Below are 21,810 nucleotides of genomic sequence, written 5' to 3'. Positions count from 1 at the left end.
CTGTCTCCGTCGTTGGAAACACGCATGAGCCACCCCGACAGTTCACGGACGAAGCGTGCGAAGTGCGAGTCAGCACATCACCTGAGCGGGGCAACTCGTAAGGGGCCTTCAGCAGCCCCAGGGCTTCGGGCCGCTCCACCGATTTATCGCCCGACAGATCGGTTCTGTCCCGTGTTACTCTTCATCACCCAGTTCATAATCACCACCATACTTAATGAAGATGTACGCGAGCCCGGTGACCGTGAGTAACGCGACGGTCGTGACAACGATGAGGGTCCAGGCCGTATCGGGGATGGTGGGAATCGCCGGTCCGTCACCGCCCTCCGGTGCCCCGCCCGGTGTGACATCGATACTGCCGACCATCCCGACACCTTCGTGCGGGATACAAAAGTACTCGTAGGATCCAACGACATCGAAGGTGTGCCTGAAGGATTCGCCACCGGGGACGTCACCGGCCGCGGTGTTACCTGCCGTGTAGCTGTTCCGAGCTTGTCCTTCCGCGTCGAAGCCACCCGAGGCGAAGTACTCCGCATCCTGTGGGATTTCGTCCTCGTACGCCGTTACCGAATGACCGATACTGCCGACGTTCACCCAGGCGATGGTGTCCCCCGGCGCGATCGTGATCGAGTCCGGCTCGAACACGAGCGAGTCTGTCATCTCGACGGTGTGGCGCTCGCCGTCCTGTGCCGCTGCAGTCCCGCCCACGCTGGTTACCGCACTTGCACCTGTCGCTGTCGTCAAGAAGCTTCGACGGGTTAAGCGGGCTGACATACCGTCTGTAGTAGTTCGACACCGAGCCGCAAAGTATCATCGTGAAGTGTCAGTAGCGGACATAGTATTACGTCTCGACCGCCCAATCTCGACTCGCCCGAGCCCCGGCCGCGAGTCCGGGTTCGCTGCTCGCCCGGTCGCATCGAGCCCCCGGCTCTGCATCGCCCCATCCGGTCGCCCCTTCTGCGCACTCCAACGATTGTCGGCAGTGCATCAGCTTGGAGGACGAGTACCACCGGACCGCAGGGTGTGCCCCCGCCCTCCAGTCGTAGGGTGCTGGCAGAGTTGTATCGACAGGCCGTGAACCTAGAGCTATGCTGTCAGGAAAGGTAGCCATCGTAACCGGCGGTGCAACGGGTATCGGCAAGGCGATTGCGACCGAATACGTCGAGCAAGGTACCGTGGCCGTCACGGAGGGCTACTCGTACTACCCCTACGAGAAGATCGACACCGGTGATCCCGCGAGCGGCGTCTGAGACCGCAGCGAGGGTCGTTCGGGGGTGACGCGCTGGTCGATACAGGTCACGCATCACCGGTCCACGGACAGTAATCCTTGCTTTGGGGGCGTAATGGAGCCTGCATCGACGAGAGTTCGCCAGTGCGAGACGCATACCGCCACTGTCGCTCGCATTGACTGTCGATTGGTGACCAGCCCGGACGACGGGCGGCGGCGGCAGCCCGCCGCACGAAAGCAGTTCGTAACAACAGCGGTTCGAGGCATTGGGTCCACCATGAGGGACAGACGGACCTATCTGCACCACCTCGCCGTCGTGGGAGCGATTACCCTGGCAGGCTGTTTGGGAGAGAGCGGGACGGGAACACCAACCGGTCCGGTGACAACGCCGCCCACGTCGACGGCGACCGCCACGGCCGAACCGACCGATACGACGACGGGGGGAGGAGTCGTCGACGTGGCCGCCGGACCCGAGGGACGGCTGCGATTCGTCCCCGAGACCGTCGAGATCACCGTCGGGCAGACCGTCCGGTGGACGTTCGAGAGCGCCGGACACAACGTCACGTCCCTGCCGGGGGCGTCCGAGAAGGTCAGGAACCCTGACGGGGCCGAGCCGTTCGCCTCCTACGAGGGGAATCAACACTTCGCTATCGACGAAGTGGGCTCGACGTACGAGCACACGTTCGACGTCCCCGGCGAATACGTCTACGTCTGTGCACCCCACGCGGGCCAGGGCATGGTCGGCACCGTCCTCGTCACGGAGGACGACGAGGAGTGAGCGGGCCGGCTCTCGGTCCGTTCGACCGGTCTGGCCCCGGCGTTGTGGGATCACCGAAAACGGGAAACGGGGTGCCCCTCGGTCGACGCCAATAAGACTACCATACGACGGAATGGCTGGTCATAACAAAACACACGAAAGCCGATACCGGCAGTCATGGGAGAGCAATCCGATGCAGAGCCATCGAAACGGGACCGGTATCTGGAGCGGCGACGGGTCCTGAAAGCAGTCGGTGCCGTGGCAGGGAGTTCCCTGCTCGCAGGCTGTGGGGGGAACCAGACGGCGGGAACGGAGACGCCCACCGGGACTGAACCCACGGCAGCGACCGAACCGCCGACTGAAACGGCGACCGAGACACAGCAGACTGAGGAGCCAGAGCAGTCACTGGAGGAGCGATATCCGGGGTTACGGATACTCTCGCCCGAACCCGAGAACGCCGAGGCCGCCGAGCGCGAGACCTACACGACGCTCATCACGCCCCTCGAGGAGTTCTACATCCGGAACCACTACCCGACGCCGGACATCCAGGAGAGCGAGTGGACCGTCTCGCTGACCGGGATGTTCGACGAGGACGTCGAGCTGTCGATGGAGGAGCTGAAGCGGGAGTTCCCGACCGAGACGGTGTTCCACGTGATGCAGTGCTCCGGGAACGGCCGGGCGTACTTCGACCCGCAGGTCGGTGGGAACCAGTGGACGTTCGGTGCGGTCGGGAACGCCGAGTGGACCGGGACGCCCGTCAGCGCCATCCTTGAGCGATACGGGGCCGATACGAGCGACGGGATGTGGGTGTCGTTCATGGGCGGCGAGGCACCCGAGGGCGAGGACATCTTCACGCGGTCGATTCCGATGGGGAAGGTGATGGACGACTGCATCCTCGCCTACGAGATGAACGGCGCACCCATCGCGGGCGACCACGGGTTCCCGGTCAGACTCGTCGTCCCGGGCTGGTACGGCAACAACAACGTCAAGTGGGTGAACCGGATGCACGTGATGGACATGATGGTGTTCGGCGACGAGTGGGAGACCGAGGACCAGCGGTTGTACACGCACTGGCAGCAGTACTCCTACCGGATCATCCCCGTACAGGACGAGGCCGCCGAGCAGTACCAGACCATCGACACCTACGACACGTACGAGCAGATGCAGAACCCGGACCAGATCCGGAACGCCTACATCTTCGACCAGCTGGTGAAGTCGATGATAGGCTTCCCCGGCGAGGACAGTACCGTCACCCGGCGAGCCGACGGCACCGTGGAGGTAATCGGCGTCGCCTGGGCCGGGGACAACGCCGTCGAGACCGTCGAGGTCTCCGACGACGGCGGCGAGACGTGGAACGAGGCCGAGTTCTTCCGGCCAGACCTCGGGCCGTTCTCCTGGCGGCTGTTCCGCTACGTGTGGTCGCCCGAACCAGGCGACTACACGCTCGTCTCGCGAGCGACCGACGCGATGGACCGCACGCAGCCGGCCACCGTCTCCAGTCCAGACCAGAACCTCCGCGGCATCCAGAACGACCAGTTCCCGTGGAACCAGGGCGGCTACAGCAACACCGCCTACATGTCCCACGCGGTGGACGTGACCGTCGAGTAGTCAGCATGGTCGAACCAGGTGACATCGCGGTCGTCCACTACGTCGGTCGGTTCGCGTCGGGAGCGGAGTCCGGCGAGGTGTTCGATACGTCTGACGTCGACGTCGCCCTCTCGGAGGGCGTCTACCAGGGGCATCGGGACTACCGACCGCTATCGTTCGAGGTCGGTGCCGACGAGATTATCCCCGGAATCGACGCGGCCGTCCGGACGATGGACGTCGGCGACGAGCGGACGGTCACTGTCGACCCCGACGAGGCGTATGGCGACCGGAGTGCCGACAGCGTCGTCGAGGTCCCACGAGGGGAGCTGGAGACGAGGAGTGGTCGTGACGCCCGACCAGGGCGGCCAGTCCAGAGCGCCAACGGCGAGATCGGATGGATCATCGACGTGACCGAGGAGACGGTGACGGTCGATTTCAACCACGAACTCGCAGGCGAACGACTCGAGTTCGAGCTGCGACTCCTCGAGGTTCGCGAGCCAGCAGAAGACCAGCAGTCGACCGCGACGTGAGCGGGGTCAGCGGACACGGCTCTCTCGGATCGCTTCTGGAGACGTGAACGTCGCGGACCTCGTGGTCGTGTCCGAGCCGTCACGGGGAAGTCCGGCCTGCTACTGCGGGCCTTCCTCGGGGACAACCACTTTCTGTGATGACATAGAGTTCCAGACAGGAACTAATGAGCCAACGGGAGCCGGCCGCCGAGCTGGGTTTGCTCGACGCGACGATGATCGGCATGGGTGCGATGATCGGCGCGGGCATCTTCGTGCTGACCGGGCTCGCAGCAGAGATCTCCGGCCCGGCCGCCATCCTCGTATTCATCCTGAACGGGGTCGTGACAGCGTTCACCGGCCTGTGCTACGCCGAACTGGCGTCCTCCATTCCGAAGAGCGGCGGGGGCTACGCGTTCGTTCGGGAGATCTTCGACGACCTCTCCTCGTTCGTGATGGGCTGGATGCTCTGGTTCGCGTACATGATTGCCGGCGCGCTGTACGCGCTCGGCTTCGCGCCGAACTTCCTCGAGTTCCTGCACGTCTACGGGGTCGTCCCGCCGCCGGGCGAGGTCGGTGCCGTGACACTCGGTGTGTTGCCGGTCGCGATTCCGGCGAAGGTCGCGCTCGCGTTCGTCGCGGTCCTCCTGCTAGTCTCGGTGAACGCCATCTCGACGGCCGCTAGCGGGAGCATCGAGACCATCTTCACCGCAACGAAGGTGACGATACTGCTCGTATTCGTCGCGTTCGGCTTCCTCTCGGCCGGCGGTGGCGGCGAGACGAGCTTCACCTTCCAGAATTTCGACCCGCTGTTCCCGGAGGGCAAGAGCGCGTTCAGCATCCTGCCCGCGATGGGCCTGACGTTCATCGCGTTCGAGGGATACGACCTCATCACGACGGTGACAGAGGAGGTGGAGAACCCGCGGGAGAACATCCCGAAGGCCATCTTCGTCAGCCTCGCGGTGACCGTCCTCGTGTACATCCTCGTCGTGACGGTCGCGATCGGGACACTCGGTGCGCCCGGACTGGCGGACGCCGGCGAGGCCGGCATCGCCGCCGCGGCGACGTCGTTCATGCCGACCGGTCTGCCGATCATCAAGAACGGTGGTGCCATCATCGTCTTCGGCGCCATCTTCTCGACCATCACCGCGCTCAACGCGGTGGTCATCGCCTCGTCGCGAGTCGCGTTCGCGATGGGGCGGGAGGACCAGCTGCCGAGTCGGGTCGGGAACATCCACCACCAGTACGGGACGCCGTTCGTCGCCATCCTGGCGAGCGCGGTCGTCATGCTGCTCTCGGTCGGGCTGCCGACGAAGAGCGCGGGGAACATGTCGAGCCTGTTCTTCCTGCTCTCCTTCGTCATCGTCAACGGCGCGGTCATCAAGCTCCGGCGGGAGCGCCCGGACATGAACCGGCCGTACGAGATGCCCTACTACCCGGTCCCACCCATCATGGGTATCCTGCTGAACCTCATACTGACGAGCGTGCTCGTGGAGTACCTGCTGCGGACCGACCCGCTCGCGCTCGTCCTGAGCGTCGCCTGGATACTCCTCGGGGTCGTGTTCTACTTCCTCTACTTCAGGGAGCCGGTCGCATCGGCTGCGGACCAAACTGACGCGACGACCGACGACGCCGGTCCAGACGCGACCCGCGACACAACCGGAGGGAACGACTGACCATGACACAGAAACGAATCGTGATCGCTGGCGGTGGACGTGTAGGCAGACGAGCAGCGAACCTCCTCGACGACCGCGGCCACGACGTGGTTGTCATTGAGGAGGCCCCCGAACAGGTCGGCCTCCTGGAGGAGGAACACGTCGCGACCATCATCTCGGGTGACGCGACCAGACCCAGTATCCTCGAACAGGCGGGTCTGGATCGCACCGACGTGCTCGCGGCGCTGACCCAGGAGACCGGCAGCAACCTCGCGATCTGCATGGCCGCCCGGCACCTCCAGCCGAACCTGTACACCGTGATGCGGACCGAGTACGACGTCGGCGACGAGTACGACGAGATGGTCGACGACGTCGTCTTCACCGAGGCCGCCGGCGCGCGTGCGGCCGTGAACCTCATCGAACGGGACGTCCAGACGCTGGAGTCCGTGGCCGGGGACCTCGACATCCTGCAGATCCAGGTCGTCGAGGGCGCACCCATCGCGGGGCGGACCCTCGAGGAGATCGCACTCCCGCGGGGGAGCCTCGTCGTCTCCGGTGCGTCGGGCGACCAGACGGCACGGTCCGACACGCGACTGGAGGTCGGGAAGACCTACATCGTCGCCGTCGAACCGGACGTGGCCCACGAGGTCGTGAACCTCTTCCAGGGATGACGGTCGCCACTCCACTGGACGACGACGAGCGAATCTGGCGGCTAAATCTCGGGTCGGTGAACGCCTACCTCGTCGACGACGGGGAGGTGACACTCGTCGACGCCGGGACGCCACGGTCCGTAGACAGCATCGGGGCTGGACTCGCGACAGCGGGCTACGACGTCGACGACCTGGACCGTGTACTCATCACGCACTTCGATTTGGACCACGTCGGCGGCATCGCTGGCCTGGCACCCGACTGCCCGCTCTACGCGATGGAGCCCGACGCGAGTTTCGTCGCCGGTGCTCGCAAGCCACCGGTTGGCAACCGGAAGGGGCTGTTCCAGCGAGCCGCCGGACTGCTGGTCACGCTTCCGGAGCAACCGGTCGACCGGCTGACCGACGAGGAGCAGGTCGGCGGGTTCATCGCGTACCACACCCCTGGGCACACCCCCGGACACACGGTCTACCACCATCCCGAGCTCGGCGTGGCGATGCTCGGTGACCTAGTGCGCGAGAAGGACGGTTCGCTGGGGACACCTCCCTGGCCGCTGGCGTACGATGCCGGGCAGAACCGCGAGAGTATCCGTGCCCTCTCGGCGCGAGACCTCGAGTTCGAGTTCGCCTGCATGGGTCACGGTGACCCCCTGGTCTCGAACGGTGCCGCGGTCCTGTCGAAGCTGGCGTCGGTCGCCTGACCGTCGGTGGCTCGGCAATCGCTGACTGGGTAGTCGCTGGCACGACCGTCGGTGGACCAGACAACCAAAGGAGAGGACTATGTTCACCAGTGTTGTTCAGTAGTTGTGTTCACTGATGAACAGGCTCGATGCCGGTGGGTCTACCCCACTGCCCGTCAGCGCGCTTCGACTGCGCCCGCCACACGGAGGGCGGTCGATTCGTCGTTCCAGTCCGTCACCACCTGGAGGCCCACGGGCTTGCCGTCGACCGCACCGCAGGGGACCGAGACAGCCGGCGTGCCACTACAGTTGAACGGGGCGGTGTTCTCGACCGCTCTGAGGAGGCCGTCCATCCCCTCTAGCTCGCCGAACTCGGGTGCCGCGATCGGCGTCGTCGGCATGACGAGTGCGTCGTACTCCGCGAGCACCTCGCTGACGGTTCGGGTGAACTGCCGTTGCATCCCCTTGGCAGCGACGTACGCGGCTCCGTCACCGTCGGCGACGACACCGTTCGTGACGAGCAGTCCCATGACGTTCTCCCCGAAGTCGCCCCGCTCGTTCGCCGCGGCCAACGCCTCCCTGAGGGCTGCCGTCGTGCCGGTCCCCGTCGAGTACGAGGCACCGTTCGCCCCGACGAACGCCGCGAACTCGAGGCCCGCGATGGCACCGACGGCCGGCCCCATCGTCGCGTAGCCGGCCAGCGAGGTCTCCTCGGCGGTCGCCCCTGCCTCCTCCAGCGCCGCCACCGATTCCGAGACCTGGGCCGCGACGGCGTCCTCGCTGGTCGCCATCGCCTCCGCCACGACGCCGATGTCGAGTCCGTCGACGCCCGCGTCGACCGAATCGACGTAGTCGGCCGGATCCGGCGTGCCGCGCGTCGACGGGTCGGCCACGTCCGGGCCCGCGATCGTCTCGAGAACTCGTGCTGCAGTCCGCACGTTACCGGCGAGTGGGCCGACGTGGTCCAGCGAGTGCGAGAGGTCGACGACGCCGAAGCGGGAGACGCGCTGGTGGGTCGGTTTGATGCCGACGACCCCACAGAACGAGGCCGGGATTCGGACCGACCCGCCGGTGTCTGTCCCCAGTGCGGCGTCGACGTATCCCGCCGCGACAGCCGCACCACTGCCACTCGAGGACCCGCCGGGGACACAGCCATCGACGGCCGGGTTGCCGCTCCGGCCGTGCGCACACGTCTCGCCGGTGATGTAGAACGCGAACTCGTCCATGTTCGTCGTCCCGAGGAGCGTCGCCCCGTCGTCGACGAGACGGTCCACGACGGTCGCATTGTGCGGGGGGTCGTACTCGAAGCCAGGGGAGCCACACGTCGAGGGGACGCCGGCCACGACGACGTTCTCCTTGACCGCGACGTCGAGGTCCGACAGCGGCCCGTCACCACCGCCCAGTTCGAACCGATAGCGGAAGGCGTTGTACTCGTCGTCGCCGGGGGTTGGATCGATGTTCGTGTCGCGCTCGGGGTGTTCGGCGGCGAGACCACCGTACTGTGTGGCCAGATCCTCCGTGGCTTCCAGGTACGCCCCCACGGTCTCGTCGTCGGGGTCGAGGCCGTGTCGCCTGACGACTGCCTCGACGTCGCTCCGGTCAATTGGTGGCATGCGTACTGGGACGGTTTGACACAGAAAATAGCTAGGGTTAGGGGAACCCGGGCCGACCACCGGGGACCGACATCACGTGGGTTATCTCCCTGCGGGTGCTGGTTCGACTGTGACAGACTGGCCCCCACGCGAGCCCGCGGACGCGACCGACGCCATCGAACACCGGGACGAACTGGTCGCCGCAGTCCGCGACCACGCCGGCGGCATCGCCTACCAGCTCGCCCGGCTCCAGGGCGGCGACTACGGCCGCGAGGCGTTCACCACCGACGCCGGCGAGTGGACCGTGAAGTACGAGGGCGGCGACCTCGAGTTCCTGCTGTTCGAGCAGAAGCGCGGCGACGACGTCTACGTCGTCTCGACGAAGCAGCCGCCGGAGCCCGGCCCGCTGGCGAGTGCGATGGCCGACTACGACGCCTTCGTCGCGGCCTTCGACCAGTACGTCGAAGCGCGCACCGGCGTCCTCGACGACGTGTCGACCGACTTCCCCGCGGTCGCGAGCACCGACACCGTCGTCGCGGAGCGCGACCGTGTCACCGACCGCATCCGGGAGATCTGTGACACCATCGCGGCCGAACTGCGACGGTACGAGGGTGGCGACTACGGCACGTTCGCCGAACGTGTCGACGGGGACCGCTGGGAGCTGAAGTGGGACGAGGACGGCACGTCGTACCTCCGCGTCGGCGGCTCCGGCGGGCTCTACCTGCTCTCGCAGTACGAACAGCCATCGGCGGCAGACGTGCGGGAGTACGCCCCCCGGTTCGCCGGCTTCGTCGACGCCTACAACGAGTTCGTCGAGGAGCTGGAGTCCAACCTCGGGACCGTCGAACTGTAGTCGGCCTGGCGAGGTATCGCCAGACGGACGTGTCGGCAGACCTTTAGCCCTCCGTCGCCCCTACCGAACGTGGATTCTAACGACGTCAGACGAGAGTGGGCGGACCGGTCCGGCGAGTACTCGCCGACGTACTACGCCCACCTGGGGTCGGACGAGGCGAGCGAGCTGTTGGTCTCGACGCTCGCGGAGCGGGTCAGTCGCGACGCGAGCGTGCTGGAACTCGGCTGCAGTTCTGGGCGTCACCTCGCCGCACTTCGTGAGGCCGGGTTCTCGGACCTCACCGGGGTGGACGTCAACGCCGACGCCATCGACGTGCTCGTAGAGACCTACAGCGAGCTGGCAGCGACTGGGACGTTCCACGTCGCCGCCATCGAGGACTTTCTCCCGGACCTCCCGGACGACGCGTTCGACGTCGTCTTCACCGTCGAGACGCTCCAGCACATCCACCCGGACGAGGCGTGGGTGTTTGAGGAGATCGCACGGGTCACCGGCGAACAGCTCGTCGTCGTCGAGAACGAGGACCGCGAACCGGGGACCACCATGGAGGTCCGCGGTGGTATCCCCCTGTACTTCCGGGACTGGCGTAGCGAGTTCACGTCCCGTGGGCTCGTGGAGGTCGACTCGGCGGCGACGAAGCGGGACACGGTCCACGTGTTCGAACCCGGGCGGTGACCGACGGCAGTCCGGCCACGAAGGCGGCCTGTGCTCGCGCGCTGGCCTCGTTGTCACTCACCGGGACGAGCACGCGGTAGCGTGGTCCGGTTCCGGTGGATACGACCACTCACTGCGACCGTCCCCCGGTCGCGGGCTCGACGTTGTGGTTCAGCCGGAACCGGTTCTCCGGGTCCCACTCCGTCTTCACCGCGACCATGCGTTCGTAGTTCTCGCGGTAGGCCGCTTCGGCTCCGCCGTCCGTTTCGGGCACGAAGTTCACGTACACGCCACCGGTCGCGTGCGGCGTCATGGCCTCGTGGAACTCGCGGGTCCACTCGATGCACTCGTCGTCACGGTCGGGGTCCTCCCAGCGAGTGTGGAGGTTCATCAGGAACTTCGCATCCCGGTGGGGGTAGGCAGTCGCCTCCACGTCGACCTCGTTTATCGCCCCGCCGAGTTGGGCGCAGGCGATCTCGGAGTGCTCCGAGGGAAGCGTCTTCCCGTACTCGACGAACGTCTCGACCATCCCGTCGGTGAGCTCCTCGAAGTTGTGTGACTTCCAGTAGTTGCGCATCCCCTCGGACCCGAGCTGGTCGAACGCCTGCTGCCACTCGGTGTACTGGTTCGGGCCGATGACGTCCGCGATGGGGTCACCGATGTCGCGCAACGGCTGGAGCACTGTCTCGCCGACAGACGGGTCACCGGCGTAACAGGCGGCGAGGATGAGCACCCGCTCGCCGTGCCACTCCTCCGGGAGGAACTCGAGCGGGGGCGCGTCGCGGATCACGAACCAGACCGTCGCCTCGTTCGGTGCGTCGGCGACGAACTCCCGGTACGCCGAGAGGACCGACGGCACGTCCTCGAACGGGTGCACGAGCAGTCCCGCCAGCAGTTCGGGCCCGACCTCGTGGAGCTGGAACTCGAAGGAGGTGACGATGCCGAAGTTCCCACCGCCACCGCGGAGCCCCCAGAAGAGGTCCTCGTTCTCGTCCTCGCTCGCGTGAACGAGTTCGCCCTCGGCGGTGACGACATCGGCAGCGAGCAGGTTGTCACACGTCAGCCCGTACTTCCGGGAGAGCCAGCCGAACCCCCCTCCGAGCGCGAGTCCGGCGACACCGGTGGTGGAGTTGTAGCCGGCTGGCACGGCCAGGCCATGTGCCTGGGTCTCGTGGTCGAGCTCGTTGAGCACCGCCCCCGGTTCCACACGGACTGTCTTCGCCTCGGGGTCGACGCGAACCGAGTTCATCCCGGAGAGGTCGACCATGACGGCGTCCTCGCCCACGGCGGTGCCCGCGATGTTGTGGCCCCCGGACTTCACGGAGACCAGCTGGTCGGTCTCACGGGCGTAGTTCACGGCGGCCTGTACGTCGGCCGGCCCGGCACACTGAACGATCAGCGACGGTCGACGGTCGATCATCGCGTTCCACACCTGCCGCGCCTCGTGGTAGCTATCGTCGTCCGGCAGCAATAGTTGCCCCCGGAGACTCCCCTCGAGCTGTTCGATTCGTTCCTCGTCGGTTCGCACGTTTTCGATTGACATGAGTTGTGGGTCCGTCACCGCGTCTCTCGTTCGAGCCGGGGCGTGGTGCCAGCGTGACCGCGCGCACCGCCGAGTCGTCGTACAACTCGCGTGGTGCACTGGAGACGTCCCGGCCGCTCGCGACGAGCTTGTCGGAGTCGTCAGGACGATGGGTGTACCTCGCACAGCCGCTTTGTTATGAATCGTCGCGACAAAGTAGGACGGCGTTCGTCACCGGGTCGACGCCGCCGCGAGCCGGGCAGCTTTCATCGGATAACTCGATGCTACTGGAGCTCTACCGCTCTCCGCGGCCGGGAGGGAAGTTCGAGGTCAGATTCCGAGCCACTCGTCGTTGCTGACGGGGTAGCCGTTCTTGCGGGCGAACTTCGCAGCCTCACGGCGGACGGCACGCGAGCCCGGGAGGTCGCCATCGTCCTCTATCCGGTCGAGTATCCAGTCACGGATGTACGGGATACCCTCGTCCTCGTCGTCCGGGGCGAGGTCCTCCAGCGCCGTGAACGTCTTCTCGTAGGCCTCACGCTGGGAGCCGCTCAGTTCGACCTTGCGGGCCTCGTCGGCCGCCTCCACGACGCGCTTCATCGCCGAGGCGACCGTGGGGCGCTGGAGTCGGAACCTGACCTCGGTCGGTGAGTCGAACGTCTCGGCGTCCGCGTTCGGGAGCAGGTCGTCGGCCCGCATCGGACCCTCCGGTGCGTCGAGCTCCAGCTCGCCGATCACCTCGACGACCTGCCGTCCCGTCGCCGGGAAGGGCACGGACTCGAGCGCGGCCTCGGCCTCGGCGAGAGAATCGAAGTCGACGCGTGGTTCGGACTCGCTCGTGCGCTCCAGCTCCTCGAGGATGGCGCGCTTCCGCTGTCGCATGTCCTCGTCGCGGGCCTGTTTCTCCCTGCCGCGTTTGTCGTCTGCCATGTCATGACATACGCTGCCCGGTCGGATAACGCTGTGGCCGACATCGGACGGCGCAGTGGACACTGCCGGTGGCCTCTCAGGCCCTGTCCAGAAGCCTGTCCAGCACGGCGACCGTCGCCTCGGTGTGCAGGTACTGGTTCTGGTTGCCGCACTGGGAGTCCATGATGCACGCCGGACAGCCGCCGGTGCCCGAGCAGTCACAGCAGGCGACGCGCTCGCGGGTCCGCCGGGCGAGCGGTTCGGCGCGCTCGTAGATGCGCCGGGCGAAGCCGAGGCCACCCGCCACCGCGCTGTGGATGAACCACGTCGGCACACCGGTCTCGGGGTGCATGGGCGTGCTCAGGCCGCCGAGGTCGCCCGTATCGAGCCTGAGTTCGAGCGGCGTGAGCTTGATCATCCCGTGCTCAGCGCCGTGGAGGCCGCCGCCGAACACCTCCATCACCTCGCCCTCAGACGCCGTTGCGGGGTCGAGCCCGCCGACCTCGGAGAGGATGTCGTCCCGAAGGGCGGGCGGCGTCTCGACCCACATCAGGTCGGTTCGGAGCTCGACGGGCGGCAGCCCCGTCGGCTGCAGCGGCGTCGTCGCCTGCCCGGTACTGATGTTCTTGCGCTGGTAGTGGGTGTAGTGTATCTCGACGGTGCCCGTCCCGTGTGCCAGCGCGTAGCCGTCGCCGAGCTCGCGGCGCTCCTCGACCTCGAGGTCGCGAATCGTCTTCTCGGAGCTCGTCTCCGTGTACTCGTCGGTACGGACGCGCTCGACCGTGATGTACGGCTGCGGGGCATCCTCGACGAACTCGGTGACGAGGTACTGCGCGCCGGCGTGGAGGAACAGCGCACCCTCGTGGTGGTCGCGGTAGGCGCGGTCGCGGTCGACCGGCTCCATGTCGATGTCGCCGTCGGCACGGCGGACGACGAACTGGGTGTCGGCCGCGCCGTACATCGACACGTCGGACTGCGGGCGTGGCGGCCCGATGTACCGCACGCCCCGGGAGAGCTCGCCGGCGAGTTGGCCGGCGTCGCGCCACATCCCGACGGCCCGGTCGAGCCGGTCGCCGTCGAACCACTCCCGGTCGTCGCCGGTGAGAGGTTTCTCGTGTGCAGCACAGCGGACGTGCTCGGCGTAGACGGGGTTGTTCTCGAGCCCGACGACGCCGTCCTCGATGGCGTCGCCGAGGACGTACTCCGGGTCGTCGAGGATGTACTGGTCGATGGCGTCGGCGCGGGCGACGAACACCGAGAGCGCGTCGCTCGTGCCGCGGCCGGAACGGCCGACCTGCTGCCAGAACGACTGTCGCGTCCCGGGGTAGCCCGTGAGGACGGTGGCGTCCATCGAACCGACGTCGATGCCGAGTTCGAGCGCGTTCGTCGAGGTGACGCCATCGAGCTGGCCGGTCTTGAACTCGTACTCGGTGCCGCGTCTGGTCTCCTTGCCCAGTCCCGCGTGGTACGGTGCCACGTCGACGTAGCCGGAGCCCGGGTGCTTGCTCGCGGCGTCGCCGGCGTACTTCGCGCCGAGCTCGGCGTTCTTCCGGCTGCGGGCGAACATAAGCGTCTGGAGCCCGTGGAGGCCGAGGTGGGCGAGGATGGATGCACCCTCCCAGACCGGGCTGGTGGTGGCGGCCCGGAACGCCTCGAAGTCGGCGTCGTCGTCGAGTTCGTCCTCGTCCACGGGCGGCTTCCAGAACGCCACGTCGCGTCGTCCCCGTGGCGAGCCGTCCTCGTCGACGACGGCGAAGGGCTTGCCGACGAGGCGCTCGGAATGCTCGGCGGGGTTGCCGACCGTCGCGGAGGTGCAGACGATCTGCGGGTCGCTGCCGTAGTGGTCGAGGATGCGTCGGAGTCGACGGACGGTCCAGGCGACGTGCATCCCGTGGACGCCGGTGTAGGTGTGGGACTCGTCGACTGCGAGCAGCTCGCAGTTCGCGAAGAAGCGACGCCAGCCGCCGTGGTGGCCGAGGTACGTGTTGACGCCGGCGAAGTTCGTGATGATCACATCGGCGTGCTCGCGGATGTGCCGGCGACGGTCGCCCGGCGTGTCGCCGTCGTACACCTGCACCGAGAGGTCGAGCCCGAGGTCGGCGTAGAACTCGTTCAGCTCCTGCTCCTGGTCGCGGGAGAGTGCCTTCGTCGGGTAGACGAGCAGCGCGGTCGACTCCGGGTCGGCGAGGTGGTTCCGGGCCACCTGGAGCGCGTAGACGTACGTCTTGCCCGAGGAGGTCGAGGTGGCGACGCAGACGTTCTCGCCGTCGGCGAGCCGGTCCAGCGCCCGCGCCTGGTGGGTGTACAGTTCGCCGATGGCGTCCGAGAACCGGCCCGCGAGGTCGGCACGCAGAACGTCGTGCGGGTCGACGGTGTGCGCGGGCCGGGGCGGGATGGTCTCCGCGTGGCGGAGCTGGTCCTCGTAGTCCGGGAACGTCTCGGCGAGCGACTCGGCCGCGGTCGGCGCGTCGGTGTGTGTGTCCTGACCCATCGTGTCTCACCAGTCCGAGAGGGTGCCCTGGGTCGTCTCGTCCGCTCCGCGATCGGAGCGTGTCTCGGAGACGACGCGACTGCTCCCGGCGAGCGCCGTCCAGACGGTCGCCAGCGCCCGCACGTCGTCCTCGCAGTAGGCGTCGAAGCGGTCCCAGTCGAGTTCGGTCGCCCGTGAGGGGTCGTCCATCCAGGCTCGGTAGGCTCGCGCCACCGCGGCCCCTGTCAGGCCGGTCTCGGCTGGTTCGTGTCCGAGCGCGGCGGCGACGTCTTCCAGCTTGTTCGTGCGGCCAGGCAGGACGGCGTTGTCGTCCCTGACCGCCCAGCGGTACGGGTCGAACCGGTCCATCGCGTCCCAGACCGGCTCGAACTCCGGGCAGTACTCGGTGACGTGCTCGGCGAGCACCGGGAAGTCGAACGTCCAGCCGTTGTAGGCGACGACCTGACGCCCCCTCGCCTCGGCGTCGTACCACGCGAGGAACTCGCGGATGGCACCACCGGGGTCGTCGGGGTCCCGCTGGACGAACGAGCGGTAGGTGCCGTCCTCGGCCGAGCCCTCGAGGACGCCGACGAGCCACGTGATGGTCGGGGAGAGCCCGTCCGTCTCGATGTCGACGAACACCGGGTCGCCACCGGGCAGCGGCGCGTCGGAGCGACGGACGACCTCGCCCGCGGCGACCGCCCGGGCGCTCTCGGCGATGCGTTCGGCGGACGACTCTCCCAGCCCGTCGAGTCCGGCCAGCGCCGCGACCCCCGCCTCGGCGACGGCCGCGCGGCTGCCGAAGCCGGCCTCGCGGAGCCGTCGCGCACGCGTCTCCCCGACGCCATCGAGGGCGCGAAGTCCCAGGGTCGACCGTCTCAGTGACCGTTCGAGGACCCGACCGTCGGCCCGGCAGTCCAGCGCGACCAGCGGTTCGTCACCGACCCCGGCGTCCGCGCCCGCACCGACGACCCGGAGCCCCTCCCACTCGCGGCGGTAGCCCGCGGGGAGCCGCACAGAGAGGTTGACGGGAGCGTCGTCGCCCGCGGCGGGCCCGAGCCCGTCGCGATACGCCGTCAGCCCGTCCAGCGATGTCGAGAGCGTCGCCCGGTCGACGTCGAGAGAGAGCAGCCCGGAGAGGACGAACGCGGTGCTGGCAGGGTCGACCGTCGCGAGGTCGTCGGTCGTCGGCGCGAAGTGCAGTTCGACCCCGCCGACCCGTCGGGAGCCGCTGAGCGGATCGTGTCCCCCCGGGTCGAAGACGAGGGTGTCGTCGCCGGTGGTCCGTCGCAACGCGCTCGCGGCCCGTCGGCCCGACTCGTCGCCGGGCAGCACGACCACGTCGGGCTCGAAGTACGCGAGCCAGTCGGCGAGCTCGCCGGCCGACGCTCGCTCGACGAAGGCGGGCGCGGCAGCAGCGATACGGGCGCTCGCGGGCGACTGCATTGTGGTATCGGAGTGCGGGTGCTCCAGCGCAATAGGCGTGTCCGTGCGAGTTCGAGGACCCCGGGCAGTTCCCGCCGTCGACCGGGGTGCACTACTTCGGTTTCCCTGCTCCCCGTGGCGCCACTGCCAGTCGTAGTACCGGTTGTCGTCGAGGTCTCCGATACCGGGCAGAGAACCCTGGCGACTGCAGACAACCGTAGTCACCGTATTCGTACCTGAGAGCGCCTCAAACGGCCCGTTATCGCCGGTACTCGGCCTGTACACATCTCGCCGACGGTGACGAGATGGTGGTGGCAACGTTGTTACCAGTTAGTCGTGAGAAGCAGACAGAACCCTTCAAACACAGTCTGGCGGCAGTGACCGGGCGAACGGCTGCGAGTTGGTGACGGGTGGTTACGGGATTTCCACGGGTAGAATCCAGCTAACGTGATTTCAGCGCCGAATGCGTGAATAATCGAAACGTTACATTGGGAGATATCGTCGTTCACCCGTCCGTATGCCAACCAACGAGCGGCAAGGTACCGACGAGGAGCCTACGGATCTCGGGACGGACTCGGTCCGATCGGGGTTCCGTCCGACGCGCCGGCAGTTCCTCTCTGCGAGCAGCGGGATCGCCGCGGGTGGGTTGATCCAGAACGAGGCCCCCCTCGCCGCGGCCACGAACAGGGCAGGCACCGTCCCCGACGAGCCCGACGAGGGTAGCCGGGTCAGACGCTTCGACGTCCACGCGATACCGGTCGACATCGTCTACAACCGGTACGGCCTGCACCAGCCCGTCGGGGTGATGTACGCACTGGAGGACGACGTCGACGACATCTGCGACCTCTCCGGGAAGGTACCCTGCGACAACAGGGTGGTCTTCGACGACGACGCCGACGACTGTTTCTGTGACGATATCCCCGACGGGAAGCGCGCAGACGGGGATACGCGGCTCATCCAGCCCCTCGTGCTTCGCGCCCAGCGTGGCGACATCGTCGAGATCGAGTTCCACAACGACCTCGACAGGACCGCCTCGATGCACCAGACCTCGCTCCCCTACGAGGTCGCTGAGAGCGACGGGATGGCGGTCGGGAAGAACCCCGACACGACCGTCGAACCGGGAGAGTCCGTCACGTACCGGTGGTACGCCGACGAACTCGGCACCCACTTCTTCCTCGACGGGGCGAACCAGGCCTACGACAGCGCGAGGGACGGCCCACAGCAGGCGAACCTCCTCTCCCTCGGACTGTTCGGGTCGATCTCGGTGTTCCCGCAGGGGGCGTACTGGACCGACCCGCTGACAGGGGAGGAGGTGCAAGGGCGCGTGCAGGCGGACATCCACGTCCCGGACGAGATATCCGACGACGCGGCGGAGGATGGGTTCGTCCCGGGGGTCAGCTACCGACAGTTCCTGATCCACTACCACACTCCGGAGGGTATTCAGACCGCCGATGGGGGCCAGTTGACCTACCCGGGCAGCGACGAGGAGCAGACGGTCCACGCCATCAACTACCGAGCGGACCCGACCGGTAACCGGATTCCGTCGCTGGAGAACGAGGACTCGGAGCTTGAGGAGTCGTTCTACAACTCGTGGCTGCACGGCGACCCCGGCGGGGGTGACAACGTCTACCCGATGTACGTCGGTGACCCGGTCAAGGCGGTCGCCGTGGGCGCGTCTGTCGAGGAGAACCACGTCCACCACCTGCACGGCCACCGGTGGAAGAAGATTCCACCGAACGACGGGTCGGACACGGTCGACTCACAGAGCGTCGGCCTCGGTGCGGTGTACGAGACGCCGTTCACGACGGCCTTCGGCCGGCCCCTCGGTGGGGTCCGCGACTTCGACACCGTCCGGCCGGACATGGACTTCGGCGAGGCGTTCTCGGTCGGTGCCGGCGGCGCACACGGCAGTGCCGGTGACGTGCTGTTCCACTGCCACCTGTTCCCGCACTACGGCGAGGGCATGTGGGGTATCATGCGCATCCTCGACAAGGAGACCGACGAGCTACAGAAGCTCCCCACGAACGACCCGCCCCTCTCGAAGGACGACGACATCCCCGGCTTTCCGGAGTTCGTCCCCGGCGAATTCAACGAGGACCCGCCGTTCCCGCCGTACGGGGCGGCCGGCCTGGACGAGTTCCGGGACCCCGAACCCGACGAGGAGCAGGCGCTCACGAGGCGCGGCGAGATACGTCCCGGGGCCCCGTACGCCGACCCGTGCGAGCCGTACCTCGATGCGTTCGAGCCCGAGTACGAAGGCGAGACGCGCGAGTACACCATCGTCGCGCTCCCGGCGGACATCGTCTACAACGACGCCGGCCACCACGACCCGAACGGTATCGTCTACGTCCTCGAGGAGCACGCCGACCTCGTCCGGGAGGGGAAGCTGAACCCGGAGCCGCTCGTCATCCGGGCGAACGTCGGCGACTGCGTGGAGATCACGTTCAAGAACGAGGTCACCGAGGAGAACATCGCGGCGATACCTGCCGACAGGACACCCGACAACAGCGAGGGCAAGCCCGAGAGCGTCCCCATCGAGGAAGGCGGGAAGTCCAACCACATCCACTTCGTCTCCTACGACCTGCTCGGCTCCGACTCGCTCGCGACCGGGTTCAACTACCGCCAGGACGCGCCGGCCTGCGAGGAGGCCCACTACCGCTGGTACGCCGACGAGGAGGGGACCATCTTCTTCCACGACCACATCACCGGCATCTCGGACGTGATGCACGGCTCGTTCGCCTCCCTCGTCGTCGAACCGCCGGGCTCGGAGTGGCGCGACCCGTACAGCGGGGACCACATCAGGAGCGGGACGCAGGCCATCATCGATCCCGAGGAGGGCGATGCCTACCGCGAGTTCTGTATCGCCTATCAGGACTTCGCACAGCTCCTCGACCGCGACGACGAACTGGTGAACAGGAACGCAGAGCACAACGAGAACGCCGGGGTGATGGCTCTCAACTACCGCAACACGCCGTACTACACCCGGGACGACTGCGACCCCGCGTACGTCCACTCGTCGTACGTCCACGGGGACCCGTCGACGCCGGTGTTCGAGGCGTACGAGGACGACAACGTCCGGTTCCGTCTGTGGCAGGCGGTCTACGAGGAGCAGCACAACTTCAACATCCACGGCAAGCAGCTCGAACCCGAGGGGCTCGACCCGCAGGAGACCGTCTCGCAGATAATCGGCACCTCGGAGGCGTTTTCGTTCGATCTCGCCGCGGACGACTACCCGGGCGACCGGGACGAGTTCGAGGACCTGAACGAGAATCCGTCGGGGCTCCCGATACGGGACTACGTCTACGGGTCGCTGGTCGTCGACGACCGCTGGGACGGAATGTGGGGCCTCTACCGGGAGTTCGGCGGCGAGGTCGACCACCTCCACCCCCTCCCGGGCGAGGGCACACCCGACGGGGAGATCTCACGGCACGAACTTCGCGAGATGGGCCATCCAGCGCCGTGGAGCGACCTCGACTGGAGCGAGTGCGGCCAGCTCGCCCGGCTGCTGTACGCCGACGACGACTGCCGCGCATTCCCGCCGGACAAGGACGCCCGGCAGAACGACTGCATCGACGGGGACCCGCCGGACATCGCCCCGAATCCCGGCGACCCCTGCCCGAAGGGTGCACCCGTCAAGTCCTTCGATGTGAGTGCGTTCACCACCGAGATTCCGTACAACGATTACGGCGACCACGACCCAGACGGTATCGTCTACGCGCTGGATGACCACGTCGAGGGAATCTGCGACGGCAGTCTGGAGCTCACGCCGCTGACCCTCCGAACGAACGTCGGCGACTGTGTCGAGGTGACGCTCACCAACGACATCGACTTCGACGAGATCGACGAGGATCACGCCCACCCGCTGATGCAGACGACGCGACCGTGGGAGCGCTCCGAGCGCATCTCCATCCACGCCCTCAGGCTCGACTACGACGTGCTCGGCTCCGACGGCGTCACGGCCGGCTTCAACTGGGACCAGACGGTCGGACCCGGCGAGACCATCACCTACCGGTGGTTCGTCAACGGGACGGTGGGCGCGTCGGTCCTCTTCGACCACGCGGACCTTCGAAGCAACCGCCACCACGGTGCGTACGGCCGGATCATCAGCGAGCCCGAGGGTGTCGACTACCTCGACCCGTACACTGCCGAGCCCGCCCGCCAGGGACTCGGTGACTCGACGATGCTCAAGCGTCCCGACGGTCCGGACCGCCGGAACTACTCGCTCGCGTTCGCCGACGGGCAGTTCATACTGAACGAAGACGACCCCGACGACTGCGTCGTTCCCCCGGGCCCAGACGTGGAAAATCCCGACGACCCCTGCAACCAACTCGGTGACGCCGAGGACCACGGCTATCAGGCCATCAACTACCGGAACGAACCGTTCATCCGCCGCTTCGAGAAGGACGCCGACCCGGCCGACGTGTACGACTCTGACATCCACGACGACCCCGCGACGCCGATTCCGCGCGCGCTCCTCGGCGACCCCGTCACCTTCCGGGTGCACAAGACCGCCGACAAGGCCGACGGACTGGTGTTCCACCTCGCGGGTCATATGTGGCAGCGGTTCCGCAACGTCGACGATTCCGAGGTCATCGGTGTCGACGACAGATTCACGGTCGGGAAGGCCAAGCAGATTGAACCGATCGGCGACGCAGGCGGTCTCACCACCAGCACAGGTGACTTCATCTACCAGGAGACCAGACAGCGTCGCAAGCTCGAAGCCGGCTACTGGGGCATCTTCCGCGTCGAGAAGGATATCTCCGAGTTCTGCAACCCCATCCACCCCCTGCCGGACCAGGCACACAACGTTCCGCTCCGGGAACGACCGAACTGGGTGGTGTTACAGGGCGATATCACCGGAGGGAGCCGCGACGATATCGTCGTGCTGGTGCCCGAGAGCGTCCGCAGTGCCTGTGGAGAGAGCGCACTCTACCTCTTCGAAGACGTCCGGTATCGCCACCGTATTACGGACCTCGCTGACGCCAACGCCCACGCGCTCGTCGCCTACGACGACAACCAGCTGGTTGTGACGCTAGAGGAGGAAGCAGGCTTCGACCCGACGTGGCTCCTCCAGCTGCTCCGGAACACCGAGCTCCGCGTGCTCGGCTGCCCGGATGACTACTGTATCGACGTGGAGAGCGACGACCTCACAGAGGTCGAACTCGAGGTGGTCGGGTCGGACGGCGACGAGAGCTGGGAGCTTGAGGTGTTCCCGGAGTCAGTCCACCAGAGCCGCGATTCGGTAACGATCACGTGGGAGGACGGCTCGACGTTCGTGCTGCGAGGGTGTACGGACCTGTTCGACTAGCACACCGCCCGGATACGGCGTCG

At 67.0% G+C, this 21,810-nt stretch carries 16 protein-coding genes; 10 read left to right on the top strand and 6 right to left on the bottom strand.

Annotated features, from left to right (window positions below; genetic code table 11):
• Window positions 1-174: 174 nt before the first annotated feature.
• Window positions 175-741 (bottom strand): plastocyanin/azurin family copper-binding protein, encoded by a 567-nt coding sequence (locus tag NOW55_RS19625; protein ID WP_256401820.1) that lies wholly within the window; start codon window positions 739-741, stop codon window positions 175-177.
• A gap of 344 nt (window positions 742-1,085) precedes the next feature.
• Here NOW55_RS19625 and NOW55_RS19620 point away from each other — a divergent pair, with 344 nt between their 5' ends.
• The 7 genes from NOW55_RS19620 to NOW55_RS19590 all read left to right on the top strand — a co-directional run bounded on the left by NOW55_RS19620 (window position 1,086) and on the right by NOW55_RS19590 (window position 7,078).
• Entirely contained in the window at window positions 1,086-1,247 is a 162-nt protein-coding gene (locus NOW55_RS19620; protein ID WP_256401819.1) for an SDR family NAD(P)-dependent oxidoreductase, read from the top strand.
• 435 nt (window positions 1,248-1,682) lie between these two features.
• Window positions 1,683-2,003 (top strand): cupredoxin domain-containing protein, encoded by a 321-nt coding sequence (locus NOW55_RS20910; RefSeq protein ID WP_256401818.1) that lies wholly within the window; start codon window positions 1,683-1,685, stop codon window positions 2,001-2,003.
• 156 nt (window positions 2,004-2,159) lie between these two features.
• Window positions 2,160-3,590 carry a sulfite oxidase gene (locus tag NOW55_RS19610; RefSeq protein ID WP_256401817.1) on the top strand — a complete coding sequence of 477 codons (1,431 nt, stop codon included), beginning with the start codon at window positions 2,160-2,162 and terminating at the stop codon, window positions 3,588-3,590.
• Between the two features lie 5 nt (window positions 3,591-3,595).
• The gene (locus tag NOW55_RS19605; protein WP_256401816.1) at window positions 3,596-4,099 is read left to right on the top strand and encodes an FKBP-type peptidyl-prolyl cis-trans isomerase; all 504 of its coding nucleotides are present in this window, start codon (window positions 3,596-3,598) and stop codon (window positions 4,097-4,099) included.
• A 164-nt stretch (window positions 4,100-4,263) separates the two neighbouring features.
• A complete protein-coding gene (locus NOW55_RS19600; RefSeq protein ID WP_256401815.1) occupies window positions 4,264-5,751 on the top strand; it encodes an APC family permease in 1,488 nt (495 codons plus the stop codon).
• Window positions 5,752-5,753: 2 nt separating this feature from the next.
• Window positions 5,754-6,401: a potassium channel family protein gene (locus NOW55_RS19595; protein WP_256401814.1), complete on the top strand. Its 648-nt coding sequence runs from the start codon at window positions 5,754-5,756 to the stop codon at window positions 6,399-6,401.
• Window positions 6,398-7,078, top strand: coding sequence for an MBL fold metallo-hydrolase (locus NOW55_RS19590; protein WP_256401813.1), 681 nt, complete (start codon window positions 6,398-6,400; stop codon window positions 7,076-7,078). The genes NOW55_RS19595 and NOW55_RS19590 overlap by 4 nt, the downstream gene beginning before the upstream one ends.
• A gap of 155 nt (window positions 7,079-7,233) precedes the next feature.
• Here the strand turns inward: NOW55_RS19590 and NOW55_RS19585 are convergent, their stop codons facing one another.
• Complete coding sequence (locus NOW55_RS19585; protein ID WP_256401812.1) at window positions 7,234-8,670, bottom strand: amidase; 1,437 nt, start codon at window positions 8,668-8,670, stop codon at window positions 7,234-7,236.
• 109 nt (window positions 8,671-8,779) lie between these two features.
• On the opposite strand from NOW55_RS19585, the gene NOW55_RS19580 reads away from it, so the two are divergent.
• The gene (locus NOW55_RS19580; protein WP_256401811.1) at window positions 8,780-9,502 is read left to right on the top strand and encodes a profilin-fold protein; all 723 of its coding nucleotides are present in this window, start codon (window positions 8,780-8,782) and stop codon (window positions 9,500-9,502) included.
• Window positions 9,503-9,571: 69 nt separating this feature from the next.
• Entirely contained in the window at window positions 9,572-10,174 is a 603-nt protein-coding gene (locus NOW55_RS19575; protein ID WP_256401810.1) for a class I SAM-dependent methyltransferase, read from the top strand.
• Window positions 10,175-10,283: 109 nt separating this feature from the next.
• Here NOW55_RS19575 and NOW55_RS19570 read toward each other — a convergent pair whose 3' ends face one another.
• The 4 genes from NOW55_RS19570 to NOW55_RS19555 all read right to left on the bottom strand — a co-directional run bounded on the left by NOW55_RS19570 (window position 10,284) and on the right by NOW55_RS19555 (window position 16,500).
• On the bottom strand, window positions 10,284-11,696 hold the full coding sequence (locus NOW55_RS19570; protein WP_256401809.1) for an FAD-binding oxidoreductase: 1,413 nt from the start codon (window positions 11,694-11,696) through the stop codon (window positions 10,284-10,286).
• Window positions 11,697-12,005: 309 nt separating this feature from the next.
• Window positions 12,006-12,605, bottom strand: a complete 600-nt coding sequence (locus NOW55_RS19565) for a DUF5789 family protein (protein ID WP_256401808.1) — start codon at window positions 12,603-12,605, stop codon at window positions 12,006-12,008.
• Between the two features lie 76 nt (window positions 12,606-12,681).
• On the bottom strand, window positions 12,682-15,075 hold the full coding sequence (locus NOW55_RS19560; protein ID WP_256401807.1) for a DEAD/DEAH box helicase: 2,394 nt from the start codon (window positions 15,073-15,075) through the stop codon (window positions 12,682-12,684).
• 6 nt (window positions 15,076-15,081) lie between these two features.
• Entirely contained in the window at window positions 15,082-16,500 is a 1,419-nt protein-coding gene (locus NOW55_RS19555) for a ribonuclease H-like domain-containing protein (protein ID WP_256401806.1), read from the bottom strand.
• A gap of 496 nt (window positions 16,501-16,996) precedes the next feature.
• On the opposite strand from NOW55_RS19555, the gene NOW55_RS19550 reads away from it, so the two are divergent.
• Entirely contained in the window at window positions 16,997-21,787 is a 4,791-nt protein-coding gene (locus NOW55_RS19550; protein WP_256401805.1) for a multicopper oxidase domain-containing protein, read from the top strand.
• The last annotated feature ends 23 nt before the right edge of the window (window positions 21,788-21,810 follow it).

It is taken from the genome of Haloarchaeobius litoreus (assembly GCF_024495425.1).
Taxonomy (GTDB): domain Archaea; phylum Halobacteriota; class Halobacteria; order Halobacteriales; family Natrialbaceae; genus Haloarchaeobius; species Haloarchaeobius litoreus.
This window is presented reverse-complemented; position numbering and strand designations above follow the sequence as displayed.

Excerpts from the sequence above, each read along its gene's own strand:
- NOW55_RS19565 (WP_256401808.1), bottom strand. The coding sequence starts at position 12,605 with ATGGCAGACGACAAACGCGGCAGGGAGAAACAGGCCCGCGACGAGGAC.
- NOW55_RS19600 (WP_256401815.1), top strand. The coding sequence starts at position 4,264 with ATGAGCCAACGGGAGCCGGCCGCCGAGCTGGGTTTGCTCGACGCGACG.
- NOW55_RS19610 (WP_256401817.1), top strand. The coding sequence starts at position 2,160 with ATGGGAGAGCAATCCGATGCAGAGCCATCGAAACGGGACCGGTATCTG.
- NOW55_RS19620 (WP_256401819.1), top strand. The coding sequence starts at position 1,086 with ATGCTGTCAGGAAAGGTAGCCATCGTAACCGGCGGTGCAACGGGTATC.
- NOW55_RS19570 (WP_256401809.1), bottom strand. The coding sequence starts at position 11,696 with ATGTCAATCGAAAACGTGCGAACCGACGAGGAACGAATCGAACAGCTC.
- NOW55_RS19560 (WP_256401807.1), bottom strand. The coding sequence starts at position 15,075 with ATGGGTCAGGACACACACACCGACGCGCCGACCGCGGCCGAGTCGCTC.
- NOW55_RS19605 (WP_256401816.1), top strand. The coding sequence starts at position 3,596 with ATGGTCGAACCAGGTGACATCGCGGTCGTCCACTACGTCGGTCGGTTC.
- NOW55_RS19585 (WP_256401812.1), bottom strand. The coding sequence starts at position 8,670 with ATGCCACCAATTGACCGGAGCGACGTCGAGGCAGTCGTCAGGCGACAC.
- NOW55_RS19550 (WP_256401805.1), top strand. The coding sequence starts at position 16,997 with ATGCCAACCAACGAGCGGCAAGGTACCGACGAGGAGCCTACGGATCTC.
- NOW55_RS19590 (WP_256401813.1), top strand. The coding sequence starts at position 6,398 with ATGACGGTCGCCACTCCACTGGACGACGACGAGCGAATCTGGCGGCTA.
- NOW55_RS19595 (WP_256401814.1), top strand. The coding sequence starts at position 5,754 with ATGACACAGAAACGAATCGTGATCGCTGGCGGTGGACGTGTAGGCAGA.
- NOW55_RS19555 (WP_256401806.1), bottom strand. The coding sequence starts at position 16,500 with ATGCAGTCGCCCGCGAGCGCCCGTATCGCTGCTGCCGCGCCCGCCTTC.